This is a genomic window from Shimia sp. (assembly GCF_022448905.1).
Lineage (GTDB): Bacteria > Pseudomonadota > Alphaproteobacteria > Rhodobacterales > Rhodobacteraceae > Shimia.
The window spans coordinates 390007-403837 of the sequence record NZ_JAKVCW010000002.1 but is presented as its reverse complement, the minus strand read 5'-3'; the positions used below and the strand labels follow the sequence as shown (position 1 = coordinate 403837).

Below are 13831 nucleotides of genomic sequence, written 5' to 3'. Positions count from 1 at the left end.
CCTTGGCACGTGGCTTGGTTGTGTCACGCGCTATGATCCGGATCAAGGTTGGCGGCGCGCGGCTGTGGCAGACTGGGCGGTGTGGGGACAGCAACGCGGGCCATGTGTCCGCTGTAGCAAAGGAGGACGTTGCGATGAAAACGGGTCTATGTGCGCTGGCAATCACGGTGATGGCGGGTGCCAGTTTTGCGGACAATGTGGAGGAGGGGGCGGCGCTGTACTTGACGCATTGCGCCACTTGTCATGGCATTGATATGGATGGCAATGGGCCGATGGCGGGAGTTTTGCTGATCAAGCCGGACAACCTTTTGACCTTAAGTCAAGGAAATGACGGGCAGTTTCCTTTGGTGCGGGTGATCAAGCGCATTGATGGGCGCGACCCGCTGGTGAGCCATGGCAGCCCGATGCCGGTGTATGGCGATTTCTTTGAAGGTGTGGATGTGGCGCTCAAGACGCCCACAGGTCAGCCGATCATGACCTCGCAGCCGGTGGTGGAGTTGGTGGCCTTTTTGCAGAGCGTGCAGCAGTAGCGCCTAGAGGCTCATCGCCAGAACGCGGCTGATCTCGGTCAGGCTGCGGCCGGATTGGTCCATCCAGATGTTGAAGGCCTCCTGGACTTTCTTCATCGCGCCTTTGGAGGTGGGGTGCTTGTCGATGATGCCTTCGGCGATCAGACGGGCAACCACGTCGCGGCTCAGGATGAAGCTGTCTTTGCCCAAGAACCGGAGGGCATATTGCCCGGTGGCGCCGCCAATGCGGGAGCCGCCTTTTTTCATGAATTCCAGCTGGCTCACATAGTCGGTGGACGCCCAGCCGCCGAGCACTTTGCCCGCGCCGCCGTCCTCGCGCAGGGATTGGATAAAGTGGGCGTTCTCCAGCACTGTGCGAATTTTGGGACCGTTGCGCACGATGTCGGTGTTGGACATCAGGCGGTCCATATCTTCGTCATGCATGAAGGCGCAGCGGTCTACGTCAAAGCCGTGGAAGGCGGCCTCAAAGCCGTCCCATTTGTTTTCGATGACCTGCCAGTTGAAACCGGCCTGAAAGACGCCTTTGGTGAATTGTGCCAGCCAACGGTCCTCCGGGATTTGCGCGAGTTCTGCGGCGGATTTGGGTTTGGTCAGTTGGGCTTCGAGCGCGTCGGCACCGCCTTTGCGCTCGGCGGAGATGGCGAAGAGGTCGTCAAAGCAGCGCATGGTGGGTCCTTTTCAGTTACGTTGAAAGTTAGCCAAGCAATCGTAAGATGCAAGGAACACAGGGTTGGGGAAGCTAGTTTTCTGGAGATAGCCCATGCTTTTTGGAGAAGGAAATGAGTTTTAGTGAGGATAGCAACATCTCCTCAAAAGCTATGATCGCGATAGTCTGTTGGCCGATTTTTGCATGTCTTCTTGGGCTGCTAATCGCGCTTTTGGCAAATTTGGGTGGGTGTAAGATCTCCGCTCAGGGGCCTCAACCTTGCGAGGTCTTGGGCCTTGATTTGGGGGCAGCGCTCTATCCGTTGTGGGGCTTGGGTTTCTACTTGTTGTACGCGCTCCTTTGGATCCCAATAGGTTTGGCAATTGTTGGCTTGATCCGAGCGTTTCGAAAGCACTAACGGCGCTTGCCGACGATTATTCCTAGACTAGTGTATGCCGGCACCGCGCACGAACCGAGGGGCGGGAAGCGAAGCGCCCGCCCCGTGGGGGCGGTTCGGGCGCTGCCAAATCTGTGATTTGGCTATGTGTTAGGATAGTTCGCAGTGGTTATCCAATTCCTTGTCTCTTTGATCAATCATGGCCCGATACACAATTTCATCAAGGCACTCAGTTTTGTAGGTTTCCCGCAAGTACTTCGCATCCATCACCAGTACACTCTTTCGCACTAAAAAAAATGGTATCGGATGAAGCCTCCCGTGCAGTGCGACCGATTGAGAATAGACACTTTCGCCTGGCTCAAGCTGAGCTATCTTTTGAGGTTTTAGCCCGAGCTGACTGGCCATGGCGAAATTTGCGATGTCTTTCGGACCTTCAAGAAGAACAACCCATATGTCTACGTCAGGTGCATCCTTTGGGCCATCTTGTGAGAGTTGGCCTTTGGGATCAGACATAACGGACTTAAATAGCGGTGGGTTTCTAAAAAACTCGCCACGTTGCCAGAACACGAACTGAGCAGGATTTAGGCGGCGTTCAAGAGACGCCAAACTCTTGTTATTCGTCGACAGAGCAGAGAAACCGGAGGCGAGCACAAGAAAAACGAGATACAGTCCGGCCCCATATCCAATCACTTTCAAAGTTCGTCTCATTTTGGGCATGTCCTTTGATTGTAGTTGCAAAGCATGTTTTGCAGTTCGGAATTACCCTTTTGGCGCGAGCCGTCAAGTTTTCGCTCCGTCGGTCAAGTAAAGCAATTGTTGGCGCAACATCGCAGATTTGCTCCCCCTCAAACCCTGCGCCTTTACCTCGCCTTAACCCAAAAATCATTAGGTGCCCTTGCAGCCCCTGTGACCCAATACTAAGACTCTCTTGGTAGGGTCCGACGGGCGGGCCGCAACGCGATCAACAGGCAGGCGATATGAACGACCCTTATGAAACGTATATGAACACCCTTGTGCCCATGGTTGTCGAACAGACCAGCCGGGGCGAGCGCGCGTATGACATTTTCTCGCGCCTGCTCAAAGAGCGCATCATTTTCCTCAACGGCCCGGTGCATGACGGCATGTCCAGCCTGATCGTGGCGCAGCTTTTGCACCTTGAGGCGGAAAACCCGTCCAAAGAGATCAGCATGTACATCAACAGCCCCGGTGGCGTGGTGACCTCTGGTTTGTCGATCTATGACACCATGCAGTACATCAAGCCGAAGGTGAGCACGCTGGTGATTGGTCAGGCGGCCTCTATGGGATCGCTGCTGCTGACCGCCGGTGAGGCCGGTATGCGCTTCTCCCTGCCAAACAGCCGCGTGATGGTGCACCAGCCGTCCGGTGGCTATCAGGGTCAGGCGACGGACATCATGATCCACGCCGAAGAGACGCTGAAGCTGAAAAAGCGTCTGAACGAAATCTATGTCAAGCATACCGGCCGCACCTATGAAGAGGTGGAAGCCGGTCTTGAGCGCGACAACTTCATGAGCCCGGAAGAGGCCAAGGAGTGGGGTCTCATCGATGAGATCGTCGAAAACCGCGCCAAAGGTGATGACGAAGAGAGCTAAGTATTAAGTGCCCGGCGGCACAAAGACGCCGCTGGGCACTTTCGCATTGTGCCCACTTTGACGCTGGCCTAAGCTGGCTGAGATCATGGGTGGCCCTCTCCAAATGGGGGCAAGATTTGGCCTGAAAGGTAAGACATGTCGAACACGTCCGGTGGTGACAGCAAGAACACGCTTTACTGCAGCTTCTGTGGTAAGAGCCAGCACGAGGTGCGCAAGCTTATTGCGGGTCCAACGGTGTTCATCTGTGATGAATGCGTTGAGCTGTGCATGGACATCATCCGCGAAGAGACCAAGGCCAGCGGCCTGAAATCTTCCGAAGGCGTGCCAACACCGCGTGAGATTTGCGACGTGCTGGACGACTATGTGATTGGCCAGGCCACCGCGAAACGCGTGCTGTCTGTGGCGGTACACAACCACTACAAACGCCTGAACCACGCGGCCAAAACCGGCGACATTGAGCTGGCGAAATCAAACATTCTGCTGATCGGCCCAACAGGTTGCGGTAAGACCTTGCTGGCGCAGACGCTGGCCCGGATTCTGGATGTGCCGTTCACCATGGCGGATGCGACCACACTGACCGAGGCCGGTTATGTGGGGGAGGATGTGGAAAACATCATCCTCAAGCTGTTGCAGGCGTCCGAGTATAACGTGGAACGCGCGCAGCGTGGCATCGTCTATATCGACGAAGTTGATAAAATCACCCGTAAGTCTGAGAACCCGTCCATCACCCGCGACGTGTCCGGTGAGGGTGTGCAGCAAGCGCTGCTCAAGCTGATGGAAGGCACCGTGGCCTCTGTGCCGCCGCAAGGTGGCCGGAAACATCCGCAGCAGGAATTCCTGCAGGTCGACACCACCAACATCCTGTTTGTCTGTGGTGGCGCCTTTGCGGGGCTGGACCGGATCATTGCGCAGCGTGGCAAAGGCTCGGCGATGGGCTTTGGCGCGGATGTGCGCGACAATGACGAGCGCGGCGTCGGCGAGATCTTCCAGGACCTGGAGCCGGAAGACCTGCTGAAATTTGGCCTGATCCCGGAATTTGTCGGCCGTCTGCCGGTTTTGGCGACGCTGGAAGATCTGGACGCGGATGCGTTGGTGATCATTCTGACCGAGCCGAAAAACGCGCTGGTGAAACAGTATCAGCGTTTGTTTGAGCTGGAAGATGTGCAGCTGACCTTTACCGACGATGCGCTGAAGGCGATTGCCAACCGGGCGATCGAGCGCAAGACTGGTGCGCGTGGCCTGCGGTCCATTCTGGAAGAGATCCTGCTCGACACGATGTTTGAGCTGCCGGGTCAGGAGAGCGTGACCGAAGTCGTTGTGAACGAGGAAGCGGCGACCAGTCAGTCTGCTCCGCTGATGATCCACGGCGAAGGCGAGAAAGAGCCAGCTGAGGCGGGTTGAGGTCTGGTGACAGGCTGAGAGAGATTAGGAAGGCGTCCCGGTGGGGCGCCTTTTTTGTTTTGGGGGCCGCTGCACCAAGATTGATCTAATACGCTTTCGCCGCCAGCTTTGGCGCATCTCAACCTTTATGAGCCGCGCCGTTTCGGTTATCGGTTTTCTTCCATGGCCACGTGCGACAAAAACTCATTTTCAACCGCGTGGTGGACAACCAAAAACCACTCCGTACCAATGCCGTCTTTTACGCGGTGTTCTTGGAATGCTCTGTGAAGAAGAGTTTCAAGCGCGGAAGAGTCGGCGGTCTTAAACACGTTGCGTAAAACAGGTCTGCCTGGATTGGCGGTGCCATATTGGTCAAGTACTCGACTGGCGACTGACCCAAGCTCACTGCTCAAGTGTTTACCAATTTTTGTGTAGGGAATGTCCAAAGTGTCTAGCAAGCTGTCTGTATAGACATAGACTGCTTCGCGGCCTTCGCCCAAAACTGAGCACTGATCCAAAAGTTCGTCGAGCATTTTCGCGCGGCGCGCGTTGCTGCCGAACTCGTATTCAAGCGCGGCTGCATTTTGCAGTTTATCCTTGCTCTTGCTCCAATTGCTTAAGGTGTCAGTTTCCTCGTCGAAGTGGACAACCTTTGCCTTTTTGAAACCATAATGAATCAAGCAGATAATAGCTGCTTCTCGCAGGTCGCCCGTCCACCCTTTGCCATCATCAAAGAAGACGGCTGCTCCGAGCTGGGTCTTGTACCGGTCGATAGCCTCGCGCCTGCTCGATGGCGGGTTGTCGTTAAGAACATCCGAGACAATGGCCTGTGAAACCTGTCGTTGTAGCGGTCTCATCTCTCTGAGAATATGGGAGCGCCCTGTCAAAATCTCTGTTGCCACAATCGAACCTTTCCTATTTTTGTGAGCGTTTAAAATGCGTTATGTAGTAAGTAAAGAAATGCCGCTCGTTTTCGGAGTACGTGGAAACCTTAGAGCTCGCCGAAATCAAGTGGGGCTTAAGAAGATGTGAGATCCCGGCCATTGACACCGCGGCACCACCGGAGGATGTCTTGGGCAATGCAATACAAGGAGCCTGCGTATGTCTGTCCGTCACATTTCCACCGGATCGCCGTTTGAAGAAAAAATCGGGTATTCCCGCGCGGTTGTGGCCGATGGCTGGGTCTTTGTGGCGGGCACCACTGGCTATGATTACGAGACCATGACCATGCCGGAAAGCGTGGCGGATCAATGCCGCAACACGCTCAACACCATTGGCAAGGCACTGGAGGAAGCGGGCAGCTCGCTCGATGACGTGGTGCGGGTGAATTACATTCTGCCCAATGGTGCGGATTTTGAGAAATGCTGGCCGGTGACCAGCGAGGTCTTTGCCAAGGCCAAACCAGCAGCGACGATGATTATTGCCAAGCTGATGGAAGAGGCGATGAAGATCGAGATCGAAGTCACCGCGCGGGTGTCTTCGTCTTAAACTGGAGAAAGCCCCGGCCAGGGCTTGACGCCATTGTCAGCTGTCCCCAAGTACACGCTATGGTATATCGATGGACTTCCGTGATTGGGGCAGCTTTGCTGGGAATTTGGCCGCATTGGGGCATGGCGCAGGACGCTTCCGCGTCTGATGTGTTTGCGCGAACGGCGCAGGCGGCCCCGAAGCAAGCGTTTGGGGCAGCATACGCGTTTGACAATGACAGGCCGACCATGATGGTTGCAGGGCCGCGCAGTCGAAACGGTGCCGGCGCAGTGACGCCAGATGCACCGTTTCATATTGGCTCCATCAGCAAGAGTTTCACGGCCGCGTTGCTGATGCAGTTGGCGCAAGAGGGGCGTGTGTCGCTTTCTGCGCCCATTGGCACGTATCTGACCGGGCCCAAGTATGCATTGCATCCGACATGGGCGGCGCTGACGCTGGAGCAGTTGTTGAGCCACACCGCGGGCCTGAAGGCCAATGCCTCACTGCGCGAGATGATGCAGCGCCATGCCGAGACCCCGTCTGCGGGTCGGCTGCGGGTGTTGTCGGCGCTGTGGCAAGACCCTGTGCCACATCGGGCCGGCAAGATGCGGTATTCAAATCTGGGTTATGTGCTGGCCGGGATGGTTGCCGAAGAGGTCACGGGGCAGGCCTGGGAAGACCAAATTCAAGCGCGCTTTGGCCGCAAACTGGGCTTGCGCTCGTTGGGCTTTGGGGCGCCGGATGCGGCAAACGCACCTTTGGGGCATGTTGGGCTTATGGGGGTAAAAAAGCCGCTGGCCCCTGAGGCACGCGAGGCAGACAATCCGGCCTGGATGGGGCCTGCGGGCACAATCCACCTCAACATGGCGGATTTGGCGCGGTGGGGGCAGGTCCACTTGCAGGCGTGCAAGGGGAACGCGCCGCAGTTTTTGAGGGCGGAAAATTGCCAGCGGCTCTGGGCTCCGGTGTCCAAGATGTACGGGTTGGGTTGGATTGTTGAACAGCCGAAGGGGCTGGTTCCAAAACGGTGGCACAATGGGTCCAACAATCGGTGGTTTGCGGTCCTCGCAGTCTATCCCAAGCACAATCTTGTGGTCGCCACAGCGTCAAATCATGCCACTGGCCAGCGTGTAACCAAGCTGGAAGATAAACTGGCGCGTGCCTTGGTCGCAGCACCACGCTAGCGCTTGTGTCCGGCAGGGGGCTCGCCCATACCTGCGGTTGATTTTGCGACAGGAGAGCGGGCCTCATGACGTCCCATATTGCCACCGACCGCGCGGCCAATCGGCTGGGCGCTGTGTTCATGGTTGCGGCCATGGCGGGGTTTGCCGTGGAGGATGCCTTCCTCAAGGCGGCGGCGCAGAGCTTGCCAATTGCGCAGGTGATGGTTCTGTTTGGGGCCGGCGGTGCAATGGTGTTTGCTCTGTGGCTGCGGGCCAAATCGCAGCCCTTGGCACCGAAAGAGGTGGTGTCGCGCCCGATGCAGGTGCGGGTGGTGTTTGAGATAGTTGGGCGCCTGTTTTTCACGCTGTCACTGGCACTTACGCCATTAAGTTCGACTACGGTGATCTTGCAGGCCACGCCATTGGTGGTGGTGGCTTTTGCCGCGCTGGTGCTGGGTGAGCAGGTCGGCTGGAGGCGTTGGTTGGCGATTGTGATTGGTCTGGCGGGCGTGGTGCTGATTGTGCGGCCCGGTGGGGACAGCTTTAGCTGGCTGTCGCTCTTGGCGGTGGCCGGGATGCTGGGCTTTGCCGGACGGGATTTGGCGAGCCGGGCGGCGCCGGCGAGCCTGAGCACCGCTGTTTTGGGGCTTTATGGGTTTCTGGCCATTGTGGTGGCGGGTGCGGTTTATGGAATGATCTGGGAGCAGGTGCCGTTTCACACACCGCCGCCTATGGCACTGCTGTCTGTGGTTGGGGCCGTGGCCTGCGGCGTGTTTGCCTATAGCGCGTTGATGCGGGCGATGCGCACTGGAGAGGTCTCAGCGGTGACGCCGTTTCGCTACTCGCGTCTGCTGTTTGGCGTGGCCCTTGGCGTGGTGATGTTTGGCGAGCGGTTGGACAGCTATATGCTGATCGGCAGCGCGTTGATTGTGCTTTCAGGCTTGGTGATCATGTGGCGCAGCCGTCCCGCAGCTTCGTAGGGCTACGGATGGTTGACCCATGGGCGGTCTTGTCCTAGCGTCCGGCGCAGGGCTGGCGCGGCCCGCTGTCCGCACGCGATTTTCGCGAAGGTGAACGCGCCCCATGAGACCGCCAAACTTTTGTCTGAGGCGCATCAAGAGGCAACGCGGAGGCTGACATTGGATGGGCTGACAGCAAAAGGACAGGCGCAATGCGCGATTTTCGTGATGCCAAATCGATGGCAAAATCCCTAAGAACAGCTTTGGCAGAAACAGGTGTGGACGTGTCCCACTCTACGGCACTGGAGTTGGTGGCAAAGCAATTTGATCTGCCGGACTGGAATGTTCTGTCGGCGAAGATCGCTGAGGCCGGTGCCGCGGTGAACATCCGCCCGGCCATCCCCATTATTCGCAGTTTTGATGAGTCCAAGGCGCGGGAGTTTTACATCGATTACCTAGGGTTCACGGTCGATTGGGAGCATCGACACGAGGAGGGGTTGCCATTGTATATGCAGGTGTCGCGCAGCGACTGCCTGTTGCACATCAGCGGGCATCACAATGATGCGACACCCGGGGGGCGTAGCTTTGTGCCGATGCACCGGATTGAAGACTTCCACAAAGAGTTGCAGAGCCGGGACTATCCCAATCTGAACCCGGGGCTGGAGAGTATGCCCTGGGGGGCGCAGGTGACAGTATCTGACCCGTTTGGCAACAAATTGACCTTCTGTGAGCAGCGCTCCGGCAACGGCTGATTGTGACTTCTTCAGTGGCGACAACCTCGCACCTGCGCGGTTCCGCCACTGGACCTTTGCAGACAAATAGTCCATATGAGGGAAGAATTTGCGGAGATACCTATGGGCATTCTGAGCACGATCAACAACGTTTTGACCTGGTGGAACGGCGGTACGCTGAACACCAAGCTGTTTACAGCGCGCAAAGGCGTAAAAATGGGCGAAGACGAGCAAGGCAACGTCTACTATCGCACCGAAAATGATTCCAAGCGCTGGGTGATTTTCAACGGCGAAGTGGAAGCGAGCCGTGTGAGTGCTGATTGGCATGGTTGGTTGCACCGGACCTTTGACGAGGTGCCAAGCCAGAAACCGCTCAAGCACAAAGAGTGGGAAATTCCGCATCAGGAAAACGTGACCGGGACCGCGCTGGCCTATGCGCCTGCGGGCACCATTCGCGCGCAAGGTAAGGCGCCGGTGGAACGGTCTGACTATGAGGCATGGAGCCCCGAGTAAGTTTTATGTCCGCCGTACGTACAGAGACATTTGTCGGTGCCGCCGTGGTGGCTTTGGCTGCCGGGTTCATGCTTTACAGCGCGCAGTTTGCCTCCGTGGGGCAGAGCGGTGGCGGTTATGGGCTCAACGCGTCCTTCCGTTCGATTGAGGGCGTCAGCGTGGGCACGGATGTGCGGCTCGCTGGTGTGAAGATTGGCACAGTAACCGACATTCAGCTTGATCCTCAGACCTTCCGTGCATTGACCACCTTTAGTGTGCTGGATGGTATCGCGTTGCCGGATGACAGCGCCGTGGTGATTTCGTCTGAAGGCCTGTTGGGTGGGAATTTTGTGGAAATTCTGCCAGGTGGCTCGCCGTTTAATTTTGAAGCCGGAGACGAGATCGAGGATACGCAGAGTTCGGTGAGCCTGATTTCGCTGCTTCTGAAGTTTGTGAGCGGTGGTGACGATGACTAAGTGGGCAACCTTGGCTGCGGCAACACTGCTGCCGGCGATGGCACAGGCGCAGGACATCCAGATCGAGATGCTGGAGATCGAGCCGCTCAAATATGAGACGCTGGATATTCCGCTGGGCGATGTCAAAAGCGAGAGCGTGGTCGCTGCCACGGTGGGCAAGGGTGCGTTGCTGCGGGGGCTGGACAAGCTGACCGGGCAGGTGGCGGACTTTGAATTGGATAACGGCTATTCGGTGAACTTTGGCACGTTGCGCGTGGATATGGCGCAATGCCGACATCCGAGCGAAAACCCAAATGGCGATGCCTTTGCCTTTATCTCGGTCTATGAGGAGCAGGGCTCGGGTGCCAATGTGTTCCAGGGCTGGATGGTGGCGTCATCTCCCGCGCTAAGTGCGCTGGATCATGCCCGCTATGACGTTTGGGTTTTGCGCTGCACGGGCTTGGCTCAGGTGGACGCGGAGAGCACCTCTGAGGGTGACGGCAACGAGTGAGCCGTGATGTCGGCGTCATGCCGCAGCGCCCATGTTAGCATCTTGTGATAGTCCGCACGCGGGATTTCGATCGCCCCCAATGAGATCAGGTGATCGGTCACAAACTGTGTGTCAAACAGCGTAAAACCACAGCGGCGCAGGTGCTCGATCAGATAGGCCAGGGCTATTTTGGACGCATCCGTTCTGCGGGAGAACATGCTCTCGCCAAAGAAGGCCCCACCAAGGGTTACGCCGTAGACGCCCCCCACCAACTCATCGCGATCCCAGACCTCCAATGAGTGGGCCTCTCCGCGTGCGTGCAGCGCCATGTAGAGGGCGTGAATTTGCGCGTTGATCCACGTCTCATCGCGGTCGGCGCAGCCTTCCAGCACGCCTTCGAAGTCCGCGTTGAGCGAGACTGCGTAGCCGCCACGACGGATGCGCTTGGCGAGGCTGCGGGAGATGTGGAAGCTGTCGAGAGGGAAGATGCCGCGGCGGATCGGGTCCACCCAAAAGATGTCCGGGTCGTCGCGGTTTTCGGACATGGGGAAGACTCCCATGCCATAGGCGCGCATCAAAAGGTCCGGTGTGACCTCACTCATGATGCGCGCCCAAGCAGGATTAGCCCTCAGCCATGTTGGCTTCGAGCCATTTCTCCAACCAGTGAATGTTGTATTCGCCGGTGTGGATGTCTTTTTCCTGAAGCAGGGCGTGGAACAGCGGCGTCGTGGTGTCGATGCCGTCGATGATCAGCTCACCCAAGGCCCGGTCCAGACGCGCCAGCGCCTCGGCCCGGTCACGACCATGCACAATCAGCTTGCCGATCAAGCTGTCGTAGTAAGGCGGGATGTTGTAGCCGTCATAGAGCGCGCTATCCATCCGCACGCCTAGACCACCGGGCGCGTGATACGCGGTGATCTTACCGGGACGCGGGGCGAACTCTGGCAGTTTCTCAGCGTTGATGCGAACCTCAATGGCGTGGCCGTTGATTTCCAACTCATCTTGCTCAAAGGACATGTCCAGACCGGCCGCGACGCGGATTTGCTCGCGCACGAGGTCGACACCAAAGATGCCTTCGGTCACCGGGTGTTCCACCTGAAGACGGGTGTTCATTTCGATGAAATAGAATTCGCCGTTTTCATAGAGGAACTCGATGGTGCCCGCGCCGATGTAGTTGATTTTGGCAACCGCATCCGCACAGACCTTACCGATCTTGGCACGCTCTTCCGGAGTGATGGAGGGGCCGGGGGCCTCTTCAAAGACCTTCTGGTGACGCCGCTGCAAGGAGCAATCGCGCTCGCCCAGGTGCACCGCTTTGCCTTTGCCGTCCCCAAAGACCTGAATCTCGATGTGGCGCGGTGTGGTGAGGTACTTCTCGATGTAGACCTCATCGTTGCCAAAGGCAGCTTTGCCTTCCGCACGGGCGGTCATAAACGCGCTTTCCATGTCGGCAGCCGTCTGGGCCACTTTCATGCCGCGACCACCACCACCGGCGGTGGCTTTGATGATCACCGGATAGCCCATCTCTTCGCCAAGCTTCTTGGCGGTTGCAAGATCAGGCACGCCACCATCAGAACCCGGCACGCAGGGCACGCCGAGTTTGATCATGGTGTCTTTGGCGGTGATTTTATCGCCCATGATGCGGATGTGTTCCGCAGTTGGGCCGATGAAGGTCAGGCCGTGGTCTTCGATGATCTGCACGAAGTTGGCGTTTTCGCTGAGGAAGCCGTAGCCCGGGTGGATCGCTTGCGCGCCGGTGACTTCGCAGGCGGCGATGATGGCCGCCATGTTCAGGTAACTGTCGGTGCCGGGGGCCGGGCCGATGCAGATGGCCTCATCCGCCATGCGCACGTGCATCGCGTCGGCGTCCGCAGTGGAGTGCACCGCAACCGATTTGATGCCCATTTCGCGGCACGCACGGATCACGCGCAGGGCGATCTCTCCGCGGTTTGCGATCAGGATTTTGTCAAACATGAGAACGCCTTACTCGATGATCGCCAGCGGTGCGCCATATTCCACGGTGTCGCCGTCGCCCACCAGAATGCGCTTCACGGTGCCGGATTTTGGCGCCGGGATGTGGTTCATGGTTTTCATGGCTTCCACGATCAGCAGGGTGTCGCCCTCAGATACGGTCTGGCCCACGGTGGCGAACGGTGCGGCGCCTGGCTCTGGTGCGAGATACACGGTGCCAACCATTGGCGAGGTCACTGCGCCTGGGTGGCTGGCAGGATCGTCCTCAGAAGCGGCCGGTGCGGCAGCAGGCGCTGCGGCTGGTGCGGCGGCGGCAGGTGCTGGCGCGGCGGCTGGGGCTGCAACGGCCGCAGGTGCGGCGGCAACTACTTGCGTCTGGCGGCTGACACGGACGTTCAGGCTGTCGTCTTCGCCATACTCGCGCATCACTTCCAGTTCGGTCAGGTCGTTTTCGCGCAGCAGCTCTGCCAAAGCAGAAATAAAGGCCACATCAGAGTCGTGATTTTTTTTGCTCATTTTCCGTTTCTATCCCCTACGCGCTTAAGCGCTGTTGAGTCTTATTGGTTTCCCCTGCGGCGCTTATAGAGAAAAAGCTGCCCCTAGGAAAGCTGAACTGGGGTTCAGATGGGGGGAAATGGACGGAGTTTCCAGCCCTGAAAGTCGATTAGGCTCTGGCCCCACTCCTTTTGCACGACAGGTTTGGCAGATTTTCTGTCTGACAACGAACGATGGCGCTGGGATAGTGGTTCTATCTCAAGGCATTGCGAGGACGTCAGGCGGCAAATCTGCCAAATCCTACGGACGCCAAATCCGCGTCATCTCAGAGGCTTGGCCCGCTTGAAAATAGCTCCACTATTGTCGGCGCGTGCCAAACCACTGATATTTTGCGGATTTGACGCCTGATGTACAAAAGGAGTGGGGCCAGAGCCTAAAGTGGCATTCCGGACAGTTTGGCCACCAATTCGGCCAATTTGCGGGCATTGAACTTGCGCAGAAGGCGGGCGCGGTATTCTTCGACCGTGCGATAGGACAGGTCCAGCTCCAGCCCGATCTCTTTGGAGGTCATGCCGCGGCAGGTCAGAATGGCGACCTGGCGTTCGCGCTGGGTGAGTTCCACAACGGGGCGGTCCTCAGAGAGGTCAGCAAAAGACCAAACGCTTTTGTAGAAAGGGCTTTCCGGTGACGTGGACTGTCCCCGGACGCGGCACCAAAAAAGGGTTTTGTCCATGCGCTGCATCACACGTTCGTCGCTATAGCGACCGGTGTTGCCCATGGTGGTGTAGACCTTTTTGCCAAGTTTCTGGAAATCTTCATCAGAGGCGTAGAAGTCAGCAATAGAGCGGTTTGCGCAGCCTTCCGGCGCGATGCCAAACATCTCACCAAACCGCAGGTTCACCCGCTGGATGATACGGTTTTCCAGAATGCAGAGCCCGACAGGGGCGTGATCAAAGGCGAGGGCGTTTAGTTCCATCGGGCAGTGATGGCACAGGTGTGCGCAAAGGGGAAGGCGCAAAGAAAAACGGCGCGCCTATTACGCGCG

Annotated in this window: 17 protein-coding genes; 10 read left to right on the top strand and 7 right to left on the bottom strand. The window is 57.7% G+C overall.

Going from position 1 to position 13831, the window contains the following annotated elements:
- Window positions 1-32: 32 nt before the first annotated feature.
- Window positions 33-530 (top strand): c-type cytochrome, encoded by a 498-nt coding sequence (locus MK208_RS03715; RefSeq protein WP_366010421.1) that lies wholly within the window; start codon window positions 33-35, stop codon window positions 528-530.
- Window positions 531-533: 3 nt separating this feature from the next.
- Here the strand turns inward: MK208_RS03715 and MK208_RS03710 are convergent, their stop codons facing one another.
- Both MK208_RS03710 and MK208_RS03705 read right to left on the bottom strand, forming a co-directional pair.
- The gene (locus MK208_RS03710; protein WP_294114003.1) at window positions 534-1196 is read right to left on the bottom strand and encodes a DNA-3-methyladenine glycosylase I; all 663 of its coding nucleotides are present in this window, start codon (window positions 1194-1196) and stop codon (window positions 534-536) included.
- A 527-nt stretch (window positions 1197-1723) separates the two neighbouring features.
- A complete protein-coding gene (locus tag MK208_RS03705; protein ID WP_294114002.1) occupies window positions 1724-2290 on the bottom strand; it encodes a hypothetical protein in 567 nt (188 codons plus the stop codon).
- Between the two features lie 260 nt (window positions 2291-2550).
- Here MK208_RS03705 and MK208_RS03700 point away from each other — a divergent pair, with 260 nt between their 5' ends.
- Together MK208_RS03700 and clpX are read left to right on the top strand one after the other, a co-directional pair.
- Window positions 2551-3183, top strand: a complete 633-nt coding sequence (locus MK208_RS03700; protein ID WP_294114001.1) for an ATP-dependent Clp protease proteolytic subunit — start codon at window positions 2551-2553, stop codon at window positions 3181-3183.
- A 135-nt stretch (window positions 3184-3318) separates the two neighbouring features.
- Window positions 3319-4584, top strand: coding sequence for an ATP-dependent Clp protease ATP-binding subunit ClpX (gene clpX, locus MK208_RS03695; RefSeq protein ID WP_294113999.1), 1266 nt, complete (start codon window positions 3319-3321; stop codon window positions 4582-4584).
- A 146-nt stretch (window positions 4585-4730) separates the two neighbouring features.
- On the opposite strand, the gene MK208_RS03690 is transcribed toward clpX, so the two are convergent.
- Window positions 4731-5465, bottom strand: coding sequence for a GIY-YIG nuclease family protein (locus tag MK208_RS03690; RefSeq protein ID WP_294113998.1), 735 nt, complete (start codon window positions 5463-5465; stop codon window positions 4731-4733).
- Between the two features lie 199 nt (window positions 5466-5664).
- On the opposite strand from MK208_RS03690, the gene MK208_RS03685 reads away from it, so the two are divergent.
- The 7 genes from MK208_RS03685 to MK208_RS03650 all read left to right on the top strand — a co-directional run bounded on the left by MK208_RS03685 (window position 5665) and on the right by MK208_RS03650 (window position 10341).
- Window positions 5665-6051, top strand: coding sequence for a RidA family protein (locus tag MK208_RS03685; protein WP_294113995.1), 387 nt, complete (start codon window positions 5665-5667; stop codon window positions 6049-6051).
- Between the two features lie 59 nt (window positions 6052-6110).
- Window positions 6111-7214, top strand: coding sequence for a serine hydrolase domain-containing protein (locus MK208_RS03680; RefSeq protein ID WP_294113994.1), 1104 nt, complete (start codon window positions 6111-6113; stop codon window positions 7212-7214).
- 65 nt (window positions 7215-7279) lie between these two features.
- Window positions 7280-8173 carry a DMT family transporter gene (locus tag MK208_RS03675; RefSeq protein WP_294113992.1) on the top strand — a complete coding sequence of 298 codons (894 nt, stop codon included), beginning with the start codon at window positions 7280-7282 and terminating at the stop codon, window positions 8171-8173.
- A gap of 191 nt (window positions 8174-8364) precedes the next feature.
- On the top strand, window positions 8365-8904 hold the full coding sequence (locus MK208_RS03665) for a glyoxalase superfamily protein (RefSeq protein ID WP_366010417.1): 540 nt from the start codon (window positions 8365-8367) through the stop codon (window positions 8902-8904).
- A gap of 102 nt (window positions 8905-9006) precedes the next feature.
- Window positions 9007-9396, top strand: a complete 390-nt coding sequence (locus tag MK208_RS03660; protein ID WP_294114111.1) for an NADH:ubiquinone oxidoreductase subunit NDUFA12 — start codon at window positions 9007-9009, stop codon at window positions 9394-9396.
- 5 nt (window positions 9397-9401) lie between these two features.
- Window positions 9402-9851, top strand: a complete 450-nt coding sequence (mlaD, locus tag MK208_RS03655) for an outer membrane lipid asymmetry maintenance protein MlaD (RefSeq protein WP_294113990.1) — start codon at window positions 9402-9404, stop codon at window positions 9849-9851.
- On the top strand, window positions 9844-10341 hold the full coding sequence (locus MK208_RS03650; protein ID WP_294113989.1) for a DUF2155 domain-containing protein: 498 nt from the start codon (window positions 9844-9846) through the stop codon (window positions 10339-10341). The genes mlaD and MK208_RS03650 overlap by 8 nt, the downstream gene beginning before the upstream one ends.
- Here the strand turns inward: MK208_RS03650 and aat are convergent.
- The 4 genes from aat to MK208_RS03630 all read right to left on the bottom strand — a co-directional run bounded on the left by aat (window position 10296) and on the right by MK208_RS03630 (window position 13762).
- Entirely contained in the window at window positions 10296-10922 is a 627-nt protein-coding gene (gene aat / locus MK208_RS03645) for a leucyl/phenylalanyl-tRNA--protein transferase (protein ID WP_294113987.1), read from the bottom strand. The genes MK208_RS03650 and aat overlap by 46 nt on opposite strands.
- Window positions 10923-10941: 19 nt before the next feature.
- Complete coding sequence (accC, locus tag MK208_RS03640; protein WP_294113985.1) at window positions 10942-12294, bottom strand: acetyl-CoA carboxylase biotin carboxylase subunit; 1353 nt, start codon at window positions 12292-12294, stop codon at window positions 10942-10944.
- 9 nt (window positions 12295-12303) lie between these two features.
- A complete protein-coding gene (accB, locus tag MK208_RS03635) occupies window positions 12304-12807 on the bottom strand; it encodes an acetyl-CoA carboxylase biotin carboxyl carrier protein (protein ID WP_294113983.1) in 504 nt (167 codons plus the stop codon).
- A 412-nt stretch (window positions 12808-13219) separates the two neighbouring features.
- Window positions 13220-13762: a LuxR C-terminal-related transcriptional regulator gene (locus MK208_RS03630; RefSeq protein WP_294113981.1), complete on the bottom strand. Its 543-nt coding sequence runs from the start codon at window positions 13760-13762 to the stop codon at window positions 13220-13222.
- Window positions 13763-13831 lie beyond the last annotated feature (69 nt).

Excerpts from the sequence above, each read along its gene's own strand:
- MK208_RS03715 (WP_366010421.1), top strand. The coding sequence starts at position 33 with ATGATCCGGATCAAGGTTGGCGGCGCGCGGCTGTGGCAGACTGGGCGG.
- MK208_RS03710 (WP_294114003.1), bottom strand. The coding sequence starts at position 1,196 with ATGCGCTGCTTTGACGACCTCTTCGCCATCTCCGCCGAGCGCAAAGGC.
- MK208_RS03705 (WP_294114002.1), bottom strand. The coding sequence starts at position 2,290 with ATGCCCAAAATGAGACGAACTTTGAAAGTGATTGGATATGGGGCCGGA.
- MK208_RS03700 (WP_294114001.1), top strand. The coding sequence starts at position 2,551 with ATGAACGACCCTTATGAAACGTATATGAACACCCTTGTGCCCATGGTT.
- clpX (WP_294113999.1), top strand. The coding sequence starts at position 3,319 with ATGTCGAACACGTCCGGTGGTGACAGCAAGAACACGCTTTACTGCAGC.
- MK208_RS03685 (WP_294113995.1), top strand. The coding sequence starts at position 5,665 with ATGTCTGTCCGTCACATTTCCACCGGATCGCCGTTTGAAGAAAAAATC.
- MK208_RS03680 (WP_294113994.1), top strand. The coding sequence starts at position 6,111 with ATGGTATATCGATGGACTTCCGTGATTGGGGCAGCTTTGCTGGGAATT.
- MK208_RS03675 (WP_294113992.1), top strand. The coding sequence starts at position 7,280 with ATGACGTCCCATATTGCCACCGACCGCGCGGCCAATCGGCTGGGCGCT.
- MK208_RS03665 (WP_366010417.1), top strand. The coding sequence starts at position 8,365 with ATGCGCGATTTTCGTGATGCCAAATCGATGGCAAAATCCCTAAGAACA.
- MK208_RS03660 (WP_294114111.1), top strand. The coding sequence starts at position 9,007 with ATGGGCATTCTGAGCACGATCAACAACGTTTTGACCTGGTGGAACGGC.
- mlaD (WP_294113990.1), top strand. The coding sequence starts at position 9,402 with ATGTCCGCCGTACGTACAGAGACATTTGTCGGTGCCGCCGTGGTGGCT.
- MK208_RS03650 (WP_294113989.1), top strand. The coding sequence starts at position 9,844 with ATGACTAAGTGGGCAACCTTGGCTGCGGCAACACTGCTGCCGGCGATG.
- aat (WP_294113987.1), bottom strand. The coding sequence starts at position 10,922 with ATGAGTGAGGTCACACCGGACCTTTTGATGCGCGCCTATGGCATGGGA.
- accC (WP_294113985.1), bottom strand. The coding sequence starts at position 12,294 with ATGTTTGACAAAATCCTGATCGCAAACCGCGGAGAGATCGCCCTGCGC.
- accB (WP_294113983.1), bottom strand. The coding sequence starts at position 12,807 with ATGAGCAAAAAAAATCACGACTCTGATGTGGCCTTTATTTCTGCTTTG.
- MK208_RS03630 (WP_294113981.1), bottom strand. The coding sequence starts at position 13,762 with ATGGAACTAAACGCCCTCGCCTTTGATCACGCCCCTGTCGGGCTCTGC.